Here is a 21,381-nt window from a genome sequence, read left to right on the forward strand (position 1 = left end):
ATGCCTGAAAAAAAGATAACTTTTTCAGTTACTGGTATGACTTGTGCAAATTGTGCTCGAACAGTTGAGAAGGTACTTTCAAAAGATGAAAATATAAAATTTGCATCAGTTAACTTGGCAACAAATACAGCATTTGTTGTCGGAGATGAAAGTATTGATCTTGAAAAAGTGAAGAAGTTGGTTGAGAGTGTAGGATATGGAGTGTCAACTGAAAAGCCACAACAAATTGAAGAAAAAAGATTTAGACAAATAAAAAGAAGTTTGATAATGGCTTTAGCTGTTACTATTCCTATATCAATTTTGATGATAATTAATATGTTCTTTGTAAAGGTTCCGTATTTTGTGTTACTTGAAGTAATTGGTGGTGCATTTGTAACATTTGTTGCAGGGAAAAACACTATAAAAGGTGCGTGGATTGCACTTACCCACAAGCATACTAATATGGATACACTAATATTTTTTGGAGCATTAACCTCGTGGCTTACTTCAGTTTTAGCGCTTTTTGGTTTTGAACTTGCTTCTTTTGGTGCTATTGGTACAATGATAATTTCTTTCCATCTTTTAGGAAGGTTTATAGAGTCTTATCTTAGAGATAGAGCAACAAAAGAAATAAAGAAATTACTTAGTCTTCAAGCTAGAGAAGCAAGGGTTGTTATAAATGGTGAAGAATTATTTTTACCAATTGAGGCAGTAAAAGAAAATATGCTAGTTATTGTAAAACCTGGTGAGAGAATACCAGTCGATGGCATAGTTATTGAAGGTGCATCAGGTGTTGATGAGTCAGTAGTTACTGGAGAATCAATGCCAGTTGAGAAAAAAGAAAACGATGAAGTAGTCGGAGGGGCTCTCAATTTGACTGGGATTTTAAAGATTAAAGTTACTAAGACGGGTGAAGATACTTTTCTCTCTAAAATGATCCAGTTAATTCAGGAAGCTCAAGGTGCTAAAGTTCCTATTCAAGCACTGGCAGATAGAATAACAAATTGGTTTGTTCCTACAATTATTACTCTTGCCGTTATAAGTGGTATTTTCTGGTATTTTGGGTTTGATAAATTTTATCCACTACTTGAAAGCGCTAGAAAAATATTTCCTTGGATATTAAGTACAAATGATCCTCTTTCATTTGCTATATTTGCATTTGTTGCAACGGTTGTAATTGCCTGCCCTTGTGCCCTTGGTCTTGCAACACCTATGGCTTTAATAACAGGAACTTCACTTGCAGCAAAAAAAGGTCTTTTGATAAGAAATGCCGAGGCAATACAGACTATGAAAGATGTAAAAGTTGTATTAATGGATAAAACTGGAACTATTACTCAAGGTAATCCCGCTGTTGTTGATACAAATTTAGATGAAGAAGTTAAAAAAATAGTTGCATCAATTGAAAAAAATTCAAATCATCCACTTGCAAAAGCGATATCAAAGATTTCAGAAAAATATTTAGAAATCAAAGATATAAAAGAAATAAGTGGAAAAGGAGTTATTGCAAAGTATGATGGAAAAGAATATTTTGTTGGAAAGCCTGAAGATTATTCAAGGTATGAAACTCTTTTAAAAGAAGGTTATACTGTTGTTGAAGTAAGACAGGATTCAGAGATTGTTGGTTATATTGCAATAGAGGATCCAATAAGGCAGGATTCAAAAATTGCAATTGAAAATTTAAAGAGCCTGAATGTAATTCCAGTTATGGTGACAGGTGATAATGAAAAGACTGCAAAAATAGTAGCAGAAAAGGTAGGTATTGAAAAAGTTCATTCTCAAGTAAAACCAGATGAAAAACTTGAGATAGTAAGAAAATACCAAGTAGAAGGTAATAAAGTTTTAATGGTTGGAGATGGAATGAACGATGCAGCGGCTTTAAAAGGTGCAGATGTAGGAATTGCTATAGGTAGTGGGACGGATCTTGCAATAGATAATGCAGATATTATTATAACTAAAGAGGGTATTTCAAAGATAGTTGATGCAATTTATATTTCAAACTTGACTTTTAAAGTTATAAAGCAAAATCTTTTCTGGGCATTTTTCTACAATATTATAGCTATTCCAATGGCAATGCTTGGACTTCTTCATCCAGCAATTGCAGAAGCTGCTATGGCCTTTAGCTCTATTACAGTAATATTGAATTCTTCAAAAATTAATGAAAGAAGATATGCAAAAGTATTTTCTAGTAAGAAGTCTTGTTGCATCTAGGAGGTGATTAGAATGTGTTACTTATGGAACCCATTTTGGAGATTTTATCCGGGAGGAGGTTTTATTATGATGTTCTTTGGACTGATTCTTTTAGCTGTAATACTATATTTTTTATTTAAAACTTTTAAACCATCTTTTAAAGGTGAGTTTGAGGATTCAGCTTTAAAAATATTAAATGAAAAACTTGCAAAAGGTGAAATAACAGAAGAAGAGTACAAAAGAAAGAAAGAATTAATAATGAAAGGAAGATTTTAAAAAGGAGGGATTTTTATGGGTAAATTTATTTTGAAAGTACCAGATATGTCTTGTAAACATTGTGTTATGAGAATAACAAAAGCATTAGAAGAGCTAGGTGAAAAAAACTTTGAAGTTAAATTAGAAAGTAAAACTGTTGAAATTGAAACCGAAAACCTAGAAAATGTAAAAGCAAAATTATCTGAAATTGATTATCCAGTTGAAAGCGTTGAAAGTTTATAGCTATGTAAATATAAATTATTAAAAAACAAAAAGAATGCTCCATTCTTGTCATAGTGCAAGAATGGAGCATTTATTTTTAATAGAAATTTTTAATGAAACTTTTCAGTGAGAATCAATACAGGAATTTCAATAACTAGATTTCAAAAAAAGTGAGAATAGTTTGAAAAATTTGGACTATGCAGTTTTCATTCCTCATAGGTAGATTCTAAACGACAAACAACTAAACGTCCAAGACACAGCACTAATTAACCGTTTTCATTCCTCATAGGTAGATTCTAAACAGATCTAAAATTGTGTTTTTGCTTTGGCTTTCTAATGTTTTCATTCCTCATAGGTAGATTCTAAACAAAAAATAACCGTCTATAACAGCGGTACTATAAAAGTATTAGAGTTTTCATTCCTCATAGGTAGATTCTAAACATATTAAAGCAATAGTGGAAGTAACATATTCAGATGTTTTCATTCCTCATAGGTAGATTCTAAACAAATTAGAAAAAAATACGGTAACATAATTGAAGCAATGTTTTCATTCCTCATAGGTAGATTCTAAACGGCGAGATGTTTGTGTTTATTTTGTTGTTACCAAAAACAAAGAGTTTTCATTCCTCATAGGTAGATTCTAAACTTGTTGGAACCATATGATAGCAAAATAAGCGACTATTGGACGTTTGTTTTCATTCCTCATAGGTAGATTCTAAACACGTTATATGTAGGAGAAGCAAAGATAAAATGGATAAGTTTTCATTCCTCATAGGTAGATTCTAAACAGTATAGAAGTACAAAAAGGACTCGCGGTTGATGAAACAACTGTTTTCATTCCTCATAGGTAGATTCTAAACACTTAACGAATGCGAGGTGATACAATGGCTTTGGGCACATTAGTGTTTTCATTCCTCATAGGTAGATTCTAAACAGAGTAGAGGCATCAGACTTTTTAACCGGGCGCGCGGATTATGGTTTTCATTCCTCATAGGTAGATTCTAAACCTTATACTGCTTTACTTATTAGAAATGGCGCGGTAGCACTTGTTTTCATTCCTCATAGGTAGATTCTAAACTTATACAGTAAAAAAGATGAATGAAAAGCAATTATATAGTTTTCATTCCTCATAGGTAGATTCTAAACGGCATTCAGGCCGCCAAGGCTCAGGCAGCGGACTAGATTAGGTTTTCATTCCTCATAGGTAGATTCTAAACTCTTATATGGCGAACAGATAGCATCTGCGCAAGTAACAGCGTTTTCATTCCTCATAGGTAGATTCTAAACGTTGTTGAAAAACAAGAAATTCTTTCAATTGATCAAAAGGCAGGTTTTCATTCCTCATAGGTAGATTCTAAACAAGAATTCTTAACAAATGCAGAAGCAATATTAAACGAAATTAAGTTTTCATTCCTCATAGGTAGATTCTAAACAAAACATAACAGTCAATGGCACGCTAACTGCAACAAAAGTATAGTTTTCATTCCTCATAGGTAGATTCTAAACTATCTTAGGGGGTGCTAGTATGACGTTGTGGCCTAATGATAGTTTTCATTCCTCATAGGTAGATTCTAAACTTATACTAGCATCACATTCAAACGGGGTTAGCCCCGGAGTTTTCATTCCTCATAGGTAGATTCTAAACAACTTCTTATCACGATTACATTACGAAAGCTGGCAAAATCAGTGTTTTCATTCCTCATAGGTAGATTCTAAACGGAATTATAAGTGCATTTCGAAGTAACAAACTCTTCGATATGTTTTCATTCCTCATAGGTAGATTCTAAACGGCATGGATTATGACTTTTCTGAAGCTTCGCAACGACCACTGTTTTCATTCATAGGTAGATTCTAAACCAAGAGTAACCGCGAGAGTGACACCGGCTGGAGCAGTAGTTTTTCATTCCTCATAGGTAGATTCTAAACTTACAGAACTTATTAACCCCACAAAAGATTTGGGTTTTCATTCCTCATAGGTAGATTCTAAACTGCAATATCAAAATGATAACAAAGGGGTTTACGATTTTATTCACAGTTTTCATTCCTCATAGGTAGATTCTAAACTATACCTTTTGTATACACACAGTTTAAAGATGTAAGTGCACCGTTTTCATTCCTCATAGGTAGATTCTAAACGGGAACAACCATGGAACAATTTCTATGGTTTATTATCGGTTTTCATTCCTCATAGGTAGATTCTAAACTTTACCAGGGATGATGATTGTGATGATCAGAAAGAAAAGTTTTCATTCCTCATAGGTAGATTCTAAACCTATAACTATCCTCATAAATAAATATAACAAAAAAAAGTAACAAAACCTTTGAGTGGAAGTAAACGGTAAGTTAAATCTAGAATTTATGAGCTCTTATTTAACTTTATTTTCGGAAACATCTCCTAAAAATTTGTCTAATTTCAGTCTATTAACATAAATGTTACATATGCTATATTATAGATTTAGTAAAAATGGACTTTTTTGAATTTGGTTAAAAATGTGTTAAAAAATTTTCTTTCTTAGAATAACATCAAAAATTTTTTATAGTTAATTTTAAATTTCCTTTTAGTTAATTTTTTTGTTTTTCGGAGACCCTGGCCAAAGTAAAAAATAGGTTAAATTAGAATATAAAAAAAGGGCTACACTTGTTAAAATTGTTTTTGTACTAAACATCGCCAACAAGGAGGTGTAGCCCAATAATATTCACTTCAATATTGTTTAACAACAAAAATTACTCAATAAATTTTCTAACCTTGTCTTTGATAAATCTAAATGAGTGTATCTAAGAAAATATCTTTTTAGACAATACACTATAGATTGAAAAAATTATTAAAAAAAGTATAAAGCTCAAGAGACTTTTTAGTACACTACTAGTCATTGAAGATAAAAAAATTAGAGGAAAGAAAAAGAGACTTCATCTATTATATGAAGCAAAGGTGTTATTAGATTTTGAGATAGGAAATAATAGATAGAACATGCAGAAATTATGTTAGAAGATATAGAAGGTTAGATATTGTTAGCAGATAGGGGGTACTGGCAATGGGAGTTTATTGAAAAAATGAAAGAAAAGATGAAGCTATATATAAGACCTAGGGGAAGAAAAGGGAAAGAATTTATGGAAAGAGAAATAAATAGGTTGATATATAGTAAAAGATGGGAAATAGAGTGCTACATAGAAAGGCAAAAATAGAGGATAAAGATGAGGGGAATGAATGAAAGAAAGATAAAGGCGCAGATTACATATATGTTACTAGGATAGAAGTTAACAATATTAATAGACACACTCTTTGCTCATCCTAAGATGATTAGATTGATTGAAAATAATTTTTACATTGACCAGGGTGATTGCCTTTAGTAAATGTGCGTTGATTGAGTAAGTTATGGGTTTATTTGTGATGTTTATATTAAAAAATGGCTTTGGTGTTTACCAAAGCCATTTTACTTTATTTATCGATTAGTATTATTTTTTTATTTCTTTTTTTCTAAAAGCAAAAAACATAGAAGGTATAAGGTAAGTCCAGTATGCAATAAATTCAATTAGTGATGGGTTTCCATTGTATCCAAAGAGTGTTTTTAAAAATCCTCCAAATGTACCTTTTTCATTAATAAATGAATTGATATCATAGATATGCTCTATGATTATTGGGAACCAGCCTGCTTCTTGAAGTTCGTGTATACCATAAGCAATTAATCCTGCTGCAAATAAAATTAAAAGTACATTTGTAACTGTAAAGAAAATGGAAATATTTACTTTTAGTATTCCGATATAGAGGAGATACCCAAGTACTAAAGCTACTACTATACCTAATATTGCATAAATGATGGATGCATCACCAGGTATTGCAGATAGAAAGATAACAGTTTCAAAACCTTCTCTAAGGATGTTTACAGTAACAAGTAGTATTAAAGTTATTCCAAAATTTTTATTTAATGAACTATTAAGCTTGTTTTGGATTTCTTTGTTAAAATTTTTATTTTTATGAAGCCACAATATTAACGTAGTTATAAGAAAAGCACCAATTAAAGAAAAAATACCTTCGAATGCTTCGGCAAAGTGTTCTTCAAGTGTAGCTAATATCATACCAAATATGATACTTGAAACAATTCCTAGTGTAATCCCTAAATAGACATGTTTTTTGTAGTTTGGAAGTTTGTTTTTGTTTAAAAATGCAAAAATAATACTGACGATAAGTACTGCTTCGAGAGCTTCTCTAAAAGTGATTATAAAACTTGCCATAAATGCACCTCCGTTTTTTTTATTGAGAATGATTATCATTTTCAATAATAGTATATTATTTTTTATTAGATTTGTCAATGCTGATTAGTTTTATCTAAGTTAATAAAACATATAACTATTATAATATTTGTGGTAAAATATTATCTGTAAGAAAGGAGGAAAAAGATGGAACCAGTTGTTGTAGTAAGGTATTCAGAAATTGGACTGAAGGGTAAAAATAGAGGCTATTTTGAGAAAAAATTAATAGATAATATTAGAAAGATTGCAAGACCACCTGAAATAAATAAAAGGTATGGAAGGATAATTATAAGACTTAAAGACATGGATTTTGATGAAATTAAAGAAAGGTTGAAGTATGTATTTGGGATCCAAAATTTTAGCTTTGCCTACGCAGTTTCTCATGATTTAAGTGAAATTAAAGAGGCTGTTTTAAAGCTTTTGAAATTAAAATTAAAGAATGAAAAAACTTTTAAAGTTCAAACAAAGAGATCATTTAAACAATTTCATATGAATTCTCAAGAACTTAGTGCGCACATTGGGGCCTTTGTTTTGGAAAATTTTAAAGAATTATCAGTGGATGTTCACAATCCAGATATAATTGTAGGTATTGAAGTTAAAGAAAAGGAAGTATTTGTTTTTGTTGGAAAAGAACAGATGTATGGTGGCTTTCCAGTTGGAAGTTCTGGAAAAGGCATTTTACTTTTAAGTGGAGGAATTGATAGCCCAGTAGCCGGTTGGTACATGATGAAAAGAGGAATTTTAATTGAAACTTTAAGCTTTTTGAGTCCGCCATTTACTAGCGAAAAGTCAAAGAATAAGATTCTAGAATTGTCGAATATTTTGTCCAAATACGTTCCAGACACTTTAAAAACTTGGATTGTCCCATTTACCCCTATTCAGCAATATATAAAAACAAATGCACCAGATAGATATTCGCTTATAATACAAAGACGTAGTATGATGAGGATAGCAAATAAACTAGCAAAAAAGATTAAAGCAAAAGCAATTATAACAGGTGAAAATGTAGGTCAGGTTGCAAGCCAAACTCTAGAAAACTTACATACTATTGAGTCGGCTTCTAATTTAACGGTTCTGAGACCTTTAATTGGTTTTGAAAAAATTGATATCGTAGAAAAAGCAAAAGAAATAGGAAGCTATGAAATTTCCATACAACCGTATCTTGATAGCTGTGTTGTTTTTGCTCCTAAAAATCCAGCAACAAAATCTTCTATAAAAGAAATAGAAGAGATAGAAAGTAAATTAACTGAGCTTTCAAATTTAGAAGAAAAAGCATTTGAAAATATTGAAAAGCATGTTATAGGGAGGAAGCTATGAGAAAAATAGGAAGTTTCTTTTATACTTTATATTTCCTTATAGGTGCAGTAGTATATATTGTTTTTTACGGTGCGATTGTATTGTTTATTGGTTTCTTAATAGGCTTATTTAATAAAAACTTATCAAGGAGTTTTGTAGTTGGTCAGATTGAAACTTTTGGAAGAATGGCTTTTAAACTGTTAGGAATTAAGGTACACGTGTATGGTGAAAAACCTGAGATAGGAGAAATTTATTTGGTTGTAGCCAATCATCAAAGTGCACTTGATATACCACTCATTATAGGTTATGTGGCACCTGTTGCATTTATTGCAAAAAAAGAACTTGGAAAGGTGCCTGGCATAAATTGGTTTTTAAAATATTTAGGTAGCGTGTTAATTGAGCGCGGAAATATTAGAAAAACAGCGATGGCATTAAAAGAAGTTGTAAAAAAATTAAATGAAGGAGTTCACTTTATTTTATTTCCTGAAGGTACAAGAAGCCCTGATGGAAGTATTTTGCCTTTTAAAAATAGAAGTTTAGAGATTTCATATAAGTATAAAGTAAAAATTTTACCAGTTTCAATATGGGGTGCGCATGAGGTTTTGCCAAAGAAAAGCTTAATTATTAGAAGAAAACCGATTTATATAAAAATCCATGAGCTAGTTGATCCAAATCAATTTGATAACGAAGAGGAATTAAGGGAGCATGTAAGGAATGTTATTATAGAAGGTGTGAAATTTTTGGAGGGGAGGAATTTAAATGAAAAAAGCAACAGTTAAAGCGGTTGTTCTTGATAAATTAAACAACGCACCTGTTGTTATTTTGGGGATAGAGGGGACAAATAAGATATTACCTATTTGGATAGGAGCTTGTGAGGCAAGTATATTAGCATTAATGCTTGAAAACGCAGAATTTGAAAGACCACTTACACATGATTTGATGATTAATATTATTGAAGGCCTTGAAGCAAAAGTAGAGAGAGTTTATATAAATAAAATTGAGAATAATACATTTTTTGCAAGAGTTATATTGAAAGATTTAACAATTCCTGAAGAAGAAGAGGAAGGTCATTATATAGAATTTGATGCAAGACCATCTGATGCAATAATTTTAGCTCTAAAGACATCAAGTCCTATATATGTTTCCAACGAGCTTGTAAACACACATACAGTAAATTTTGAAGGTGAAAAATTTGATGATGAAGATGAAGAATTTAAAAAATTTGTTGAAAATTTAGACATTGAAGAATTTAAAAGAAGATTTAAAAAGGGTTCACAGGGGGATAATTAATGGGATTTTTAAAGAAAATACTTGAAAAAATTTCTCCATTTTTTACGATGTTAAAAGAAAAATTAAAATTAAATAAAGTAATTGATTTTTTAAAATCGTTTTATAAAAGAAAAGTTCTGTTTATATTAACTATTTCAATAGTTGTAATTGCTGTTGCTTTGTCTATATTGCTTTCTAGAATACTAAGCAAGAATGCAATAGAAATTAATCCAAATCAAGAAATAACCATTATAGAAAATTTACATGTTAATATTCCAAAAGGAGCTTTTCCATATGAAAAAAAAATTCAACCTTATTCCTCTGACTAAGGATTCAAATCCTGAAATTTTCTCATCTGCTCCATTTATAGATGTAGTTTACGATGTTAAAGCCTCTGATGGAAAAACTGATTTTTCGTATGTTCCTATGACTTTTAGATATTATTTTCCAGCAAAATATTTTTTGGGAATTGATTATAACAATGTTGCGCTTGCCTATATTCCGGACGATGGAAGTGCATTTAGAGTTTTCCCAGGATGCTACATTGGCTATGATGAAAAAGGATATTTTGTAGAAGCTAAGTCTTTTCACAGCTCTAAGATTGGGGTTGTAGCTTTAACTCCAAAAAAACAAGAACTAGGCATTAAAGTTTTAGTAGAAAAGTTGAGCCCAGAGCCTGCAATATTAATAGTTCCTGGAACAGACAGAAACTTTAAAGGATATTTTAAATCTGATGAAACTTCAGATTTAAATTTTTGGTCTGTCGCATTTTCAAATAGAACTATAATGCTTTACAATTATCCATTGTATGAAGTGCGCTCAAAGTTATACCAAGATATGGTAACAGATTACTTTAAAAGATCCGAACTAAAAAGTTACATAGAATTTGAAGCAGAAAGACTAGCTAGTGAATTGAAGAGGTTTAAAAATTTTAAATTTGATATTGTTGCACAAGACATTGGTGGGCTGATAGTTACTTACACACTTCTTTTACATCCAGAAATAAATAATATAAGAAGAATTGCTTTTGTATCTGTCCCTTTTAAGGGAACCAATATTTCAAACCCTGTGTATTTTGCATCACTTTTATATGGTAAAAACCCAAGTGCACTTTCAAAAGTCTATAACTTGGATGAAAATATAGTATCTTCAGTTCAAACTCATATTTTTACGTATTTGGAAACTGTAAATACGTATTGGAATGAGATATTACCAAACTCTCAGCTACTAAAAAAATTTGAAAATTTCAAATTTCCAGATTCTGTAAAAGTAGTTTCGTTTATGGGTACAAGACCTCCACTTGGGATTGATATTACAGGAAGTGGCCTTGCAAAATTTTATCCTGAGTTGATAAAGGGGCAAGGTGATGGAATCGTCTCAACTGATTCTGCAACACTTGAGGGTGTTCAACTTGTTCAAATAGACGGTGATGCTTATACATTTTATTCAAAAAGTGAGTTTATAGAAAAGTTGAAAGAATTCTTTACTTTTGATGAAATTAAAATTCCTGAATACAAGGATGATACGTATAGAGAATATGTTTCTCAAACTGAAAAGGAGAAAGAAGTATATCTTTCCAAATTAATTCCTTATAGATTTTCTGGTGCAACTATTTCAGATTCAATTGTCGTAGAATCTGAAGAAAAGTTAGATTATCCTGGAAACCAAATAGCAATTTACAAGTCTGTGGTTTATACAGGTGGACCTGATGGACTATTTGCAAACGGAACTAAATTAATGGATGGACCAATTTTAAACTTAAAAGAAACTTTTGATGGAGTTTCTTTTAGAACGGCAAACGAGATATATTTCTATAGTCCGGCAATTAAAAAGAAATATAATATTGTATACGTTTCTGATTTTCTTGCAACAGCTGAAGGTGTATATACTGCTGTTCAAGCAGGAGAGATGATAAGCTTCTGGGATCCACGGGGTAATAAAATTGTGGACTTGAAAGGACAATATGGAAGGATTAAAGTTGATAACAACTATTTGATTTTTTATACAAACAAGCAGATTTATGTTCCAAAATTAGAACTTCTTTTAAATGTTCCTCAGCTTGAAAACAAAAGTATAGATATTTCTGATGCTATTATTTACAAAAATGAAGTATTGTCAGTTACACGTAGTTATGGATTTTTATTCTTTGACATAGGTACTACAGAAGGAAACTACGTAGGAGAAGGTTGGATAGGAAATATCAAAATCCATCATGTTGCAAATTACTTTTTGACTATCGGTAAGAACTTTATTACCATAGTTGATATTCCTGAAAGAAGAGTGTTAAAGATAATTGAGAAACTTGATTTTGATGTAATAAATTCTGCTACAGATGGTAAATACTTATATTTAGTATCAAAAGATGGCATTTATAAATATAAAGTTAGGGAATATTAGAGGAGGTATAGAATGATACATCTGTTTTTGGGGCATTATGTTGCAGATCACGGTTTTACTCACAATAGCAAATTGAGGCATTTAAAAGGTTGGAAGTTAATTGAACACCTTATATGGTCTGTTTTTGCGATACTTGCATTTACCTTTGATACATTGCTCAAAAATGCACCAGTTATTTTATTTACTTTTATTGCAATTCACCTTGTTCTTGACTATTTAAGGGTAAAGGTTAAAAAGGAGAGTTTTTATCATTTAATAGAAATTTTAGGCATAATTTTGGCTCTTATTTTTAATTATAGTGTTTATAAATATTTTTATACTTCTTATCTTTCAAAGGAATTTGTTTTGTATCTTCTGGGAATGGCTCTTGTAACTACAGCTTTGTCTTACTTTTTTAGAAATTTTTACCCAAAGGATGAAATGTTTGAAGATTTAGAGGGAATTTCTGAAAGACTTGCATTTTTTGTTTTCTTTTTAGCTAACAAGCCTTTCTTTGCATTTCTATCGTTGTTGTTAGGGTTTATGTATAGACTGTGGAAAGTAAAAAAATTTGATCATGTCTGGTGGATAAGTCCTGCATTTGCTGTTGTATTTTCTATGATTTGGAAGGTGATAATTTTTTAGGGGGAGATGTAATTGGAAAATAAAAAGAAATTACTAATTTATCTTATTTTTGTTTTTTTCACAATATTTTCGTTAATATTAATAGTTAAAATTTCAAAAAAAGATGTTCCTTTAATTGTTTTAAAATCTCCGGGTGCTAGCGAAATTTTAAAGCAAAGAAAAGTAAAATTTTCTTGGGATGTTGATTATAAAAGGCAGATTACTTTGTTTTCCCATGTCTTTCTTGGAAATAGCAAAGAATCTATGCAAGAGATTTATTCAGGTATAGATAATAACTTGGAAAAAGTACTAGAACCCGGAACTTATTATTGGAAAGTACAATCTAAGTTTGGAAATAAATTAATTGAAAGTAGTATTGCTACATTTACAATAGTTAATAATTTTCCGATTTTGGAAGATGTAAAAGCAAGTGTTGACAAAAATGTGGTAAGTTTTGAGTGGAATGCCGAAGACCCAGATAATGATCTACTAAGTTATTCTTTATTTTTGTACGATTCTTCAAACAATGTAAACAAAATAGATTTAAAAAATAATTTTTACAGGTTAAATCTTCCAGCTGGTAAATACAGCTGGAAGATTGTTTGTTTTGATGAATTTGGTGGAGTGGCAGAATCAAAATTAAATTATTTAGAAATTAATAGTGAAGAAGAAAAGGTAGATTTTATACCAACTTTTGATATAGCAAAGAAGAAAGATGGATTTTTGATTTCATTTAAAAGATTAGAGGGCTATAAATACTTTTTACAAATAATATCAGATAAAGAAAGAGAAATAAAATTGGATAAAGATTTTTATCTTTTTACTGATTTTAAAGAAGGGGTTAGGTATAAGGTAAGATTGAGGGTTGAAAATGATTCTGGCAAAAGGTTTTATAGCCCCTACAAGGAAATTTTTGTTGAAAGTAAAGATAATGTACCGCCAAGTTTTGAAGTTCTTTTTCCAAAGGATGGATTTAGTGGAATTTCAGACAAGCTAGTGTTTAGGTGGAATATTAAAGATGATAAAACTGAACCTTCTGTAACTTTGTACCTTGGAACAGAGAAAGATAAATTAAAAAAGATTGTATCTAATTACAAAGCAAAAAGCTATGAGTATAAGGGTCTTTTACCAGACACTACTTATTTTTGGAAGTTGGTTGTTTCAGATGGTGTAAATAGCGTCGAAAGTACTATTTTTGAGTTTAAAACAGGTCCTTTAGTTGAAATAATTGATGTAATTGGCACAGAAAATGATGATTTTGTAAATGATGTTTTGCAAATAGATGATGATATATATATTTTAATGACCAGTGGAGAAAACGTCATATTACGCGATGTTAGTGGAAAATATAACTTAGATCTAAACATTAAAGGTGAAGGTGTCGATGTTGAAGAAAAAGATGGTGTTTTCTATATATTGGCAAATACCAAAGATGGAGATTACATCCTTTCTGCATTGAAAAATGGTATTTTTCTCTTCAAAAAGAGATATGGGGGAAAATATAAAGATATTGCTAAAAAGCTAATGTTAAGTGATGATGGTATTTACATTTTGGGTGATACATGGTCGGATGATTTTGTAAATTTGTATGGTTGGAATGATGTTTTTATACAAAAACTTGATTATGATGGAAAAGTAATTTGGACTAGAAATTACGGTGGAAGTGAGTTTGATGAAGCAGTAAGCTTTTCAAAGACAAGTAAGGGTTATGTAATTGTTGGAAATACTATGTCAAAAGATGTAGATATACCTAAAAATAATGGTATGAAAGATATATTTGTTATGTACTTAGATAAAAATTTCAAACCGAAAGTTACAAGGGTGTTTGGTAGTGAAAATAACGATACAGTAAGTGCGTTAAATGTTACGGATGGCTTTGTCTATATTGTTTCAAAGGTATACTTTAATAAAGATGGAGAAACAGAAGATGCAAATGTCTATTATTTACAACTCAATGAAGATGGAGTACGTTTAGAAGAAAAATTGCTTGGTGGTAGTGGTAATGATATTTGCAACGATATAAAGATTTATAAAGATAATGTCTATTTATTTGGAAGTACTAATTCAAGAGATGGTGATTTTTACACATATTATACGGCAAAAGGCTTTGGAGATTTATTTATTTCAAATTTAGGAAAATGGACAATTGTAAATGGTGGATATGAAGAAGATGAAATAAAGTATGGATTAATTACAAAAAATGGTATAATATTTATCGGAAATACTAGTTCGCATAGCGGACTATTTGACAAGCATATAGGGAATGTGGATGTATTTATAGGAAAAATTGAGAGGTGAAAACACTTGATCAAAGACTTTGTAAAGAAAAGATTTTGGTTTTACCTTGCTGGAGTATTTACACTCATTGTTGTTGATACACTTCAACTTATTGTTCCAAAGTTTATTTCCCGTGCAGTTGACAGTCTAAATGTTGAAACTCCCGATGTTAATGTTGCAAAAATTATGGCGCTTGGAATTGTCGGGATTGCAATTGGTATGTTTATTACTAGATTTTTCTGGAGATTTTTTATAATTGGAAGTGCCAGAAAGTTTACATATGAGGCAAGAAAAATTTTGTACGACAAAATTCTTTCACTTGATATGTCGTTTTTTGATAAACATAGAAGTGGAGACTTAATGGCACATTTTACAAATGATATGAACAATATTGAAAGAATGATGGGGCCTGGAATAGTGATGATGGTCGATGCATCATTTATGTCTGTAATTACGATCTTTTTTATGGCAACTAGCGTTGGATGGAAATTAACGCTTATAGCTTTAATACCACTTCCGCTTATAGTACTTATTTCCCTTGTTTTTGGAAAATTTATTTACAAGCGTTCAAAAAAAGTTCAGGATACATTTTCTGATTTAAGTGGTTTTACTGAAGAATCAATAGATGGTGTAAGAATTTTAAAAACGTTTTCTATTTTGCCAAAGTTTGAAGAAATATTTCAAGTTAAGGCAAAGGATAACTTTAAAGCAACACTTTCTCTAATAAAAGTTTGGGGAATTATGTGGCCGCTAATACATTTTATTAGTTCTATGGCTTACTTTATAACTATCGCATATGGTGGTCCAATGGTTATAAACCAAAAAATTACATTAGGAGAATTTTTTGCATTCAATAACTATATTGGTATGATAGTCTGGCCTTTGACAGCAATTGGTTGGGTTATCAATATAATTCAAAATGGTAGGGCATCGTATAACAGAGTATTGAATATTTTAAATACACAATCAAAGGTTGTCGAACCTGAAAATCAAGATATAAAAATAGAAAGTATTGACAACATTGAAATTAAAGATCTAAATTTTGCATATCCAGAATCCGATAGATTAGTTTTGAAAAACGTAAACATGAAAATTTCAAAAGGTCAATTGGTTGGAATCGTTGGAACAGTAGGAAGTGGAAAGTCTACAATAGTAAAGATAATAAGTAAACTCTATCCTGTTCAAAGAGGTCACGTATTTGTAAATGGTTATGATATCAACGATATTCCATCAAAAATTGTTAGAACGAAAATATCCTATGTTCCACAAGAAACGTTTTTGTTTTCAACAAGTTTAAAGAATAATATTGCATTTGGAATGGAAGATTTTGATGAATGGCAGGTAAAAGAATATGCAATGCTTTCTGCAGTTCATAGTGATATAGAGAGATTTCCAAAAAGTTATGACACGGTTGTTGGTGAAAGAGGTGTTACACTTTCGGGAGGACAAAAACAAAGAGTTACGATTGCAAGAGCTTTAATTAGAAATAGTGATGTATATATATTTGATGATTGTTTGTCAGCAGTAGATCCTGAAACTGAAGAAAAAATTATTAAAACTTTGAGAGAAAGTATGAAAAATAAAACCATGGTTATTATTACCCATAGGTTGAAAGTTTTGACTAATGCAGATATGATTTATGTTTTTGATAACGGAGAAATAATTGAAAGTGGAAAACATGATGAACTAATAAACTTAAATGGGCTTTATGCAAAAATGTATAGAAAACAATTAATTGAGGAGGAACTTAGTTAATTTTAAACCCTAAAAGGAGGTGTTTGTATGAGAAATTTGAAGTTTTTAGTTATTTTGATGGTAGTTTTAGCATTAAGTGTATTTGCAGTTAAAATAAGCATTTTCCATGTAAACGATACACATGGTCATGCATGGACTTTCAGTGAATATCATAACCCAGATATTGGTGGATTTGCAGTTATAGCATCCATAATTGATGAAGAGCGTGCTAAGAATCCAAACGTGTTATTCTTGCATGCAGGTGATATTAACACAGGTGTTCCGGAATCAGATTTGTTAAATGCATTGCCGGACATTTTCGCACTCAACAGGATGAAGTTAGATGCTATGGCAGTTGGAAATCACGAATTTGATAAACCTCGCGATGTTTTAAAGTATCAAATGAGCATTGCAAAGTTCCCATTTTTATCAGCAAATATATATAAAGATGGAAAACCATTCTTTACACCATATATAATCAAAAATGTTGGTGGAATTAAAGTAGCAATTTTTGGTTTAACAACTGAAGAGACAAGCATTCTTGAACCGCTATACAGCCAAGATTTAGAATTTAGAAATGCCATAGAGGTTGCAAAAGAACTTGTTCCTATGTTAAGAGAAAAAGCAGATGTAGTTGTCGCATTAACACACCTTGGAATGGGACAAGAATATGAAGGAAACTATACAACATCTGAAGAACTTGCACAAAATGTTGATGGCATTGATGTAATTATTGATGGACATAGCCATACAAAGCTTGAAGAAGCTAAAGTTATTAATAATACAATTGTTGTTCAAGCATGGGAATGGGGAAAAATTGTTGGAAAACTTGATTTAGATGTTGAAAATGGAAAAATAAAAGAATGGAATTGGACTCCAATTCCAGTAAATCTAAAAGTGTATAAAGGTAAAGATGAAAATGGAAATTCTATCTATGAATACGTTGGAAAACCATATGAGCCAGCAATGTATGTAAAAGTTCCACTTGATTACTTTGCAAAACTTGGTTCAAAGAAACTTGATACAGTAATTGGTGAAACAAAAGTATTGCTTGACGGTGAAAGAGCACATGTAAGATCAGGAGATACAAATCTAGGCCACCTTATAACTGATGCAATGCTCTGGAAAACAGGAGCAGATATTGCCTTCCAAAATGGTGGCGGAATTAGAGCATCTATTGAACCTGGAAAAATTACAATTAGAAATATTTTAACAGTTCTTCCATTCGGAAACACAGTATACGTTATGAAGATGAAAGGATCAGACGTTATGAAGGTATTAGAATACGCAGCAAATATACCAGAAGGAAAAGGTGCATTTTTGCATGTTGCAGGTCTTACATTTGAAAGCAAAAATGGAAAGGTAACAAAAGTAATGGTTAATGGAAAACCATTAGAAATGGACAAGGTATATAAAGTTGTAACAAATAATTATATGGCTGGTGGTGGAGACGGCTACTCAATGCTTAAAGAAGCAAAAGCAACAGGATATGACACAGGCTTTGTACTAGCTGACGTTGTAGTAGAATACATTCAAAAAGGATTAGGTGGCAAAATTGATAGCTATGATGACACACCAAGATATATTAGAATAAATGAATAAGATAATAAAAAAGATAAAAGCCCGGTCAAAAAGACCGGGCTTTTTTCATATTATAAATTCAGTTATTCTCTTGGAAAGACAATAAATTTAAGAGCAGTTCTTGATTCATTTTCAATATTAACATCGGTAAATGCAGGAACGCAGACAAGATCAATTCCACTTGGTGCCAAATAACCTCTTGCAATTGCAATAGCCTTAACTGCTTGATTTACAGCACCTGCACCAATTGCTTGAACTTCAGCCTTCCCTTTTTCCCTAATTACACCTGCGAGAGCACCTGCAACTTTGTTTGGGTTTGAACCTGATGCAACTTTAAGGACTTCCATACTAATACCTCCTTTACAATGTTGTTAAGTAAAATTTTGCTAAGTCTGTGTAGTGGGACTGTCCCTTATGGCGCGCCTGGCAGGATTTGAACCCGCAACCATCGGATCCGAAGTCCGACGCTCTATCCAGTTGAGCTACAGGCGCGTTATACAATAAAAAATGGGGTGGCTAGCGGGATTTGAACCCGCGACCACCTGATCCACAGTCAGGCGCTCTACCAGCTGAGCTATAGCCACCATCAATAGTTATATATTAAATTTTGGCGCGCCCGGCGGGAGTCGAACCCACAACCCCCGGATTAGAAGTCCGGTGCTCTATCCTATTGAGCTACGGGCGCGCAAATTCATTTTGGAGCGGGCGACGGGACTCGAACCCGCAACCCTCGGCTTGGAAGGCCGATGCTCTACCAATTGAGCTACACCCGCATATGGTCGGGGCGACTGGACTCGAACCAGCGGCCTCCTGTTCCCAAGACAGGCGCGCTAGCCAACTGCGCTACGCCCCGAATTTCAGAGACCGATATTGATTATAGCATAACTAATAACCTATGTCAATATACTATAAATGTAAATTTTTTTAGATTTTTGTTTTAATATTATAGCACACCACTTATTGCTTTGACAGGGCATCTGCTTTCGCATAATCCGCATCCAAAGCATTTATTAGGATCAACGTGAACCTTAGTATCAATTGTAATTGCAAAGTAAGGGCATACCTTTTCACAAATTTTACACAATGTACATTTCTCATGGTCAACAATTGGATTGTTGGCAATATATTTTACGTTCGGAATATCTAATTTTGTTTTTCTGATTTCCTCTACGCTATTAAATCCATATTTTTCAAGCTTTCTAGGTAAATCTTTTATAATTCTCTCATATATATCTTTTCCATAAATCAACGCTGAAGATAAAAGTTGCACAGCGTCTGCGCCAGCAAGTAAAAATTCAATAACATCATCAGCTGATTTTATTCCACCAACACCTATGATAGTAATATCTGGGAAAGCGTCTCTAAGCATTTTAACTATTGCAAGTGCTAACGGTTTTATAGCCGGACCTGAAAGCCAAACCTGACCTTTTTCATTACCAATTAAAACTTTTCTGTTTTTAATGTCAATTTTCATTGTTGGACCAAGTGAATTGATAGCAACAATACCGTTTGCCCCATTTCCTATTGCAACTTTTGTAAATTCTACTGGATCTGGAATATGTGGGCTTATTTTCATAAAGATTGGTTTTTTTGTGTTTTTTCTAATAGTTTTAACTATTTCAGCTATTGTATTGTAATCTTTTCCTACATAATGTGTTGAAATTTCAAATGCATCTGCAAATGGATCTAATTGTGGTATTAATTTTTCCATATCTTCTTTTGAGTAGCCTGCACTAACAATTAGGGGTTTTTTTAGATTTTTTTTAAGTTTTGGAAGTATTTCATCAATCCACTTTTCAGGAGGTAATTCCGACCAAAGTTCAGCATTCATTGCAAAGTTGTTTTCACCATATATGCATGGCCTTGGTACTTGAGCAGCTTTTGTTGATATAGTTTTTGTAACAATTGCTCCAACTCCCATAGAATCAATAAACATTAACTTTTCATAGTCACCAACTAATGGGCCAGAAGCTGGCATAACTGGGTTATCAATTTTTATCCCAGATATATTAGTTGATAAATCCATCCAATTTCCCCCCCTTGGTTTATTTGTTTAACTTTTTCCAAAGATATTCAGCAACTTTTCTTGCTTGTTTGTATATTTCATTTACTTGCAAATTTGTCTCATAATTTTGCATTAAAATTTTTCCGTTGACTATAACATGAGAAGGTCTAAAATTATCAAATAATCCATATATCACATGTCCAAAAGCATTTTCACTATTTAAAGGAGTTGGAGGAGTATATGGAACAATAATTAGATCTGCTGCATATCCAGGTTTAATTTTTCCTAATTTTACGTTTAAATGTTTGCTTGCAATTTCATAAGTATTTGATATTATGCTTTTTAAGTCGTCAAATGAAAAAGAAAGTGGTGAATTTCCTTTTAACTTCATTGAAAAATAGAGGTTTAAGAGTTCTCTTGCAAAATTAAACCCTAGACCATCATTTCCTGCTATAACCTTAACATTGTGTTTTTTCATTAACTTGTAATTTGGCAGTCCAACAGCGTTGTTCATGTTTGATGTAACATTTAAGGCAACAAAACAGTTATTCTTTGAGATCAATTCAAGCTCTTCTTCTGAAGTATGAACACAATGGGCAAGTATTGAATTTTCCCTTAACAATCCAAATTTTTCTAATCGAGGAATTACACGAAGCCCATATTTTGAAAGGGAATCTTCTACATCGTCTATGCTTTCAGCAGTGTGAATGTGGATTGGGCCTTTGTAAAGTTTAGAAACTTTTTCGAGAGTATTATCAGATAAACTTAGTGAAGCATGAAGTCCAAATAATCCAACATGCATTTCAGAACGCGTCTTTAAAAACTCTAAATTTTCTTCAATGCATTCATCTACATTAAACCTATCACTAGTTTCAAAGCAAAAGATTCCTCTTAATCCAACTTCATCACAAAGAGCCTTTTTTAATGTATTTAAACTACCTTTTATTTGGAGTCCGCTTGCATGATGATCAATTACTGTTGTTACACCGTTTTTGATGAATTCAATTCCTGCAACAAGAGCACTGTAATAGTTTTCCTCTTTTGCAAGTTGTGAATCAAGTTTCCACCAAAGTTGAGTAAGTATATCTTTGAAATTTAATGGATTAAATGGCAAATTTAATCCCCTTGCAAAGGTTGAATAAATGTGGGTATGACCTATTACAAAACCGGGTAAAACAAAGTTTCCTTTTGCATCAATTGTTTGTGGTGCACCTTTAAAATTTTCCATAGAACCAATATCTATTATTTTTTTATCAAAAATTATATAGTAATTTTCATGAAAATTTTCATAGTCAAAAATTTTAGCATTTATTATTGCTTTCATAAAT

The 21,381-nt window shown here is 31.7% G+C and carries 17 protein-coding genes, 5 tRNA genes and 2 CRISPR repeat arrays; of the genes, 13 read left to right on the forward strand and 9 right to left on the reverse strand.

Translation table 11 applies throughout. From position 1 onward, the window contains the following. The 4 genes from OB7_RS01030 to OB7_RS01045 all read left to right on the forward strand — a co-directional run bounded on the left by OB7_RS01030 (position 1) and on the right by OB7_RS01045 (position 5,826). Complete coding sequence (locus tag OB7_RS01030) at positions 1–2,187, forward strand: heavy metal translocating P-type ATPase (protein WP_012579528.1); 2,187 nt, start codon at positions 1–3, stop codon at positions 2,185–2,187. A 66-nt stretch (positions 2,188–2,253) separates the two neighbouring features. Beyond that, a complete protein-coding gene (locus tag OB7_RS01035) occupies positions 2,254–2,442 on the forward strand; it encodes an SHOCT domain-containing protein (RefSeq protein WP_232618064.1) in 189 nt (62 codons plus the stop codon). 15 nt (positions 2,443–2,457) lie between these two features. After that, complete coding sequence (locus OB7_RS01040; RefSeq protein ID WP_004104061.1) at positions 2,458–2,664, forward strand: heavy-metal-associated domain-containing protein; 207 nt, start codon at positions 2,458–2,460, stop codon at positions 2,662–2,664. Positions 2,665–2,845: 181 nt separating this feature from the next. Continuing rightward, positions 2,846–4,433: a CRISPR direct-repeat array (repeat unit 30 nt; unit sequence GTTTTCATTCCTCATAGGTAGATTCTAAAC). A 106-nt stretch (positions 4,434–4,539) separates the two neighbouring features. Continuing rightward, positions 4,540–4,915: a CRISPR direct-repeat array (repeat unit 30 nt; unit sequence GTTTTCATTCCTCATAGGTAGATTCTAAAC). Between the two features lie 734 nt (positions 4,916–5,649). Beyond that, on the forward strand, positions 5,650–5,826 hold the full coding sequence (locus tag OB7_RS01045) for a hypothetical protein (protein ID WP_249030977.1): 177 nt from the start codon (positions 5,650–5,652) through the stop codon (positions 5,824–5,826). A 270-nt stretch (positions 5,827–6,096) separates the two neighbouring features. Here the strand turns inward: OB7_RS01045 and OB7_RS01050 are convergent, their stop codons facing one another. Beyond that, positions 6,097–6,873 (reverse strand): FTR1 family iron permease, encoded by a 777-nt coding sequence (locus tag OB7_RS01050; RefSeq protein WP_012579526.1) that lies wholly within the window; start codon positions 6,871–6,873, stop codon positions 6,097–6,099. A 165-nt stretch (positions 6,874–7,038) separates the two neighbouring features. Here OB7_RS01050 and thiI point away from each other — a divergent pair, with 165 nt between their 5' ends. From thiI to OB7_RS01090, 9 genes are read left to right on the forward strand one after another with little or no spacing between them, the layout of a single operon-like run. Then, positions 7,039–8,208 (forward strand): tRNA uracil 4-sulfurtransferase ThiI, encoded by a 1,170-nt coding sequence (thiI, locus tag OB7_RS01055; protein ID WP_114702280.1) that lies wholly within the window; start codon positions 7,039–7,041, stop codon positions 8,206–8,208. Next, positions 8,205–8,966 (forward strand): lysophospholipid acyltransferase family protein, encoded by a 762-nt coding sequence (locus OB7_RS01060; protein ID WP_114702281.1) that lies wholly within the window; start codon positions 8,205–8,207, stop codon positions 8,964–8,966. The genes thiI and OB7_RS01060 overlap by 4 nt, the downstream gene beginning before the upstream one ends. After that, a complete protein-coding gene (locus OB7_RS01065) occupies positions 8,947–9,477 on the forward strand; it encodes a bifunctional nuclease family protein (protein ID WP_114702282.1) in 531 nt (176 codons plus the stop codon). Before OB7_RS01060 ends, OB7_RS01065 begins: the two co-directional genes overlap by 20 nt. Continuing rightward, entirely contained in the window at positions 9,477–9,785 is a 309-nt protein-coding gene (locus OB7_RS09915; protein WP_249030978.1) for a hypothetical protein, read from the forward strand. The genes OB7_RS01065 and OB7_RS09915 overlap by 1 nt, the downstream gene beginning before the upstream one ends. Then, the gene (locus OB7_RS01070; protein WP_249030979.1) at positions 9,751–11,853 is read left to right on the forward strand and encodes a hypothetical protein; all 2,103 of its coding nucleotides are present in this window, start codon (positions 9,751–9,753) and stop codon (positions 11,851–11,853) included. Before OB7_RS09915 ends, OB7_RS01070 begins: the two co-directional genes overlap by 35 nt. Positions 11,854–11,865: 12 nt before the next feature. Next, positions 11,866–12,477, forward strand: coding sequence for a hypothetical protein (locus tag OB7_RS01075; RefSeq protein ID WP_114702283.1), 612 nt, complete (start codon positions 11,866–11,868; stop codon positions 12,475–12,477). Between the two features lie 12 nt (positions 12,478–12,489). Beyond that, positions 12,490–14,754, forward strand: coding sequence for a fibronectin type III domain-containing protein (locus OB7_RS01080; protein WP_114702284.1), 2,265 nt, complete (start codon positions 12,490–12,492; stop codon positions 14,752–14,754). 6 nt (positions 14,755–14,760) lie between these two features. Then, positions 14,761–16,488: an ABC transporter ATP-binding protein gene (locus OB7_RS01085; RefSeq protein WP_114702285.1), complete on the forward strand. Its 1,728-nt coding sequence runs from the start codon at positions 14,761–14,763 to the stop codon at positions 16,486–16,488. A gap of 27 nt (positions 16,489–16,515) precedes the next feature. After that, a complete protein-coding gene (locus OB7_RS01090) occupies positions 16,516–18,069 on the forward strand; it encodes a bifunctional UDP-sugar hydrolase/5'-nucleotidase (protein ID WP_012579518.1) in 1,554 nt (517 codons plus the stop codon). Between the two features lie 62 nt (positions 18,070–18,131). Here the strand turns inward: OB7_RS01090 and OB7_RS01095 are convergent, their stop codons facing one another. The 8 genes from OB7_RS01095 to OB7_RS01130 all read right to left on the reverse strand — a co-directional run bounded on the left by OB7_RS01095 (position 18,132) and on the right by OB7_RS01130 (position 21,377). Beyond that, the gene (locus OB7_RS01095) at positions 18,132–18,395 is read right to left on the reverse strand and encodes a stage V sporulation protein S (RefSeq protein ID WP_004104037.1); all 264 of its coding nucleotides are present in this window, start codon (positions 18,393–18,395) and stop codon (positions 18,132–18,134) included. Positions 18,396–18,463: 68 nt separating this feature from the next. After that, a tRNA-Arg gene (locus tag OB7_RS01100) sits at positions 18,464–18,540 on the reverse strand. Between the two features lie 16 nt (positions 18,541–18,556). Then, positions 18,557–18,632: transfer RNA gene (locus tag OB7_RS01105), tRNA-His, on the reverse strand. Positions 18,633–18,656: 24 nt separating this feature from the next. Continuing rightward, positions 18,657–18,733 (reverse strand) — tRNA-Arg (locus tag OB7_RS01110). 12 nt (positions 18,734–18,745) lie between these two features. After that, positions 18,746–18,821: transfer RNA gene (locus tag OB7_RS01115), tRNA-Gly, on the reverse strand. 3 nt (positions 18,822–18,824) lie between these two features. Continuing rightward, positions 18,825–18,901: transfer RNA gene (locus OB7_RS01120), tRNA-Pro, on the reverse strand. Between the two features lie 90 nt (positions 18,902–18,991). Next, positions 18,992–20,074 carry a 4Fe-4S binding protein gene (locus OB7_RS01125; RefSeq protein WP_114702286.1) on the reverse strand — a complete coding sequence of 361 codons (1,083 nt, stop codon included), beginning with the start codon at positions 20,072–20,074 and terminating at the stop codon, positions 18,992–18,994. A gap of 19 nt (positions 20,075–20,093) precedes the next feature. Further along, positions 20,094–21,377, reverse strand: a complete 1,284-nt coding sequence (locus OB7_RS01130; RefSeq protein WP_004104030.1) for an amidohydrolase family protein — start codon at positions 21,375–21,377, stop codon at positions 20,094–20,096. Positions 21,378–21,381: the final 4 nt, after the last annotated feature.

The sequence above is a fragment of the Thermosipho africanus Ob7 genome, assembly GCF_003351105.1.
Classification (GTDB): Bacteria; Thermotogota; Thermotogae; order Thermotogales; family Fervidobacteriaceae; genus Thermosipho; species Thermosipho africanus.

Coding starts and splice junctions, on each gene's coding strand:
- OB7_RS01030 (WP_012579528.1), top strand. CDS start 1: ATGCCTGAAAAAAAGATAACTTTTTCAGTTACTGGTATGACTTGTGCA.
- OB7_RS01035 (WP_232618064.1), top strand. CDS start 2,254: ATGATGTTCTTTGGACTGATTCTTTTAGCTGTAATACTATATTTTTTA.
- OB7_RS01040 (WP_004104061.1), top strand. CDS start 2,458: ATGGGTAAATTTATTTTGAAAGTACCAGATATGTCTTGTAAACATTGT.
- OB7_RS01050 (WP_012579526.1), bottom strand. CDS start 6,873: ATGGCAAGTTTTATAATCACTTTTAGAGAAGCTCTCGAAGCAGTACTT.
- thiI (WP_114702280.1), top strand. CDS start 7,039: ATGGAACCAGTTGTTGTAGTAAGGTATTCAGAAATTGGACTGAAGGGT.
- OB7_RS01060 (WP_114702281.1), top strand. CDS start 8,205: ATGAGAAAAATAGGAAGTTTCTTTTATACTTTATATTTCCTTATAGGT.
- OB7_RS01065 (WP_114702282.1), top strand. CDS start 8,947: ATGAAAAAAGCAACAGTTAAAGCGGTTGTTCTTGATAAATTAAACAAC.
- OB7_RS09915 (WP_249030978.1), top strand. CDS start 9,477: ATGGGATTTTTAAAGAAAATACTTGAAAAAATTTCTCCATTTTTTACG.
- OB7_RS01070 (WP_249030979.1), top strand. CDS start 9,751: ATGAAAAAAAAATTCAACCTTATTCCTCTGACTAAGGATTCAAATCCT.
- OB7_RS01075 (WP_114702283.1), top strand. CDS start 11,866: ATGATACATCTGTTTTTGGGGCATTATGTTGCAGATCACGGTTTTACT.
- OB7_RS01090 (WP_012579518.1), top strand. CDS start 16,516: ATGAGAAATTTGAAGTTTTTAGTTATTTTGATGGTAGTTTTAGCATTA.
- OB7_RS01095 (WP_004104037.1), bottom strand. CDS start 18,395: ATGGAAGTCCTTAAAGTTGCATCAGGTTCAAACCCAAACAAAGTTGCA.
- OB7_RS01125 (WP_114702286.1), bottom strand. CDS start 20,074: ATGGATTTATCAACTAATATATCTGGGATAAAAATTGATAACCCAGTT.
- OB7_RS01130 (WP_004104030.1), bottom strand. CDS start 21,377: ATGAAAGCAATAATAAATGCTAAAATTTTTGACTATGAAAATTTTCAT.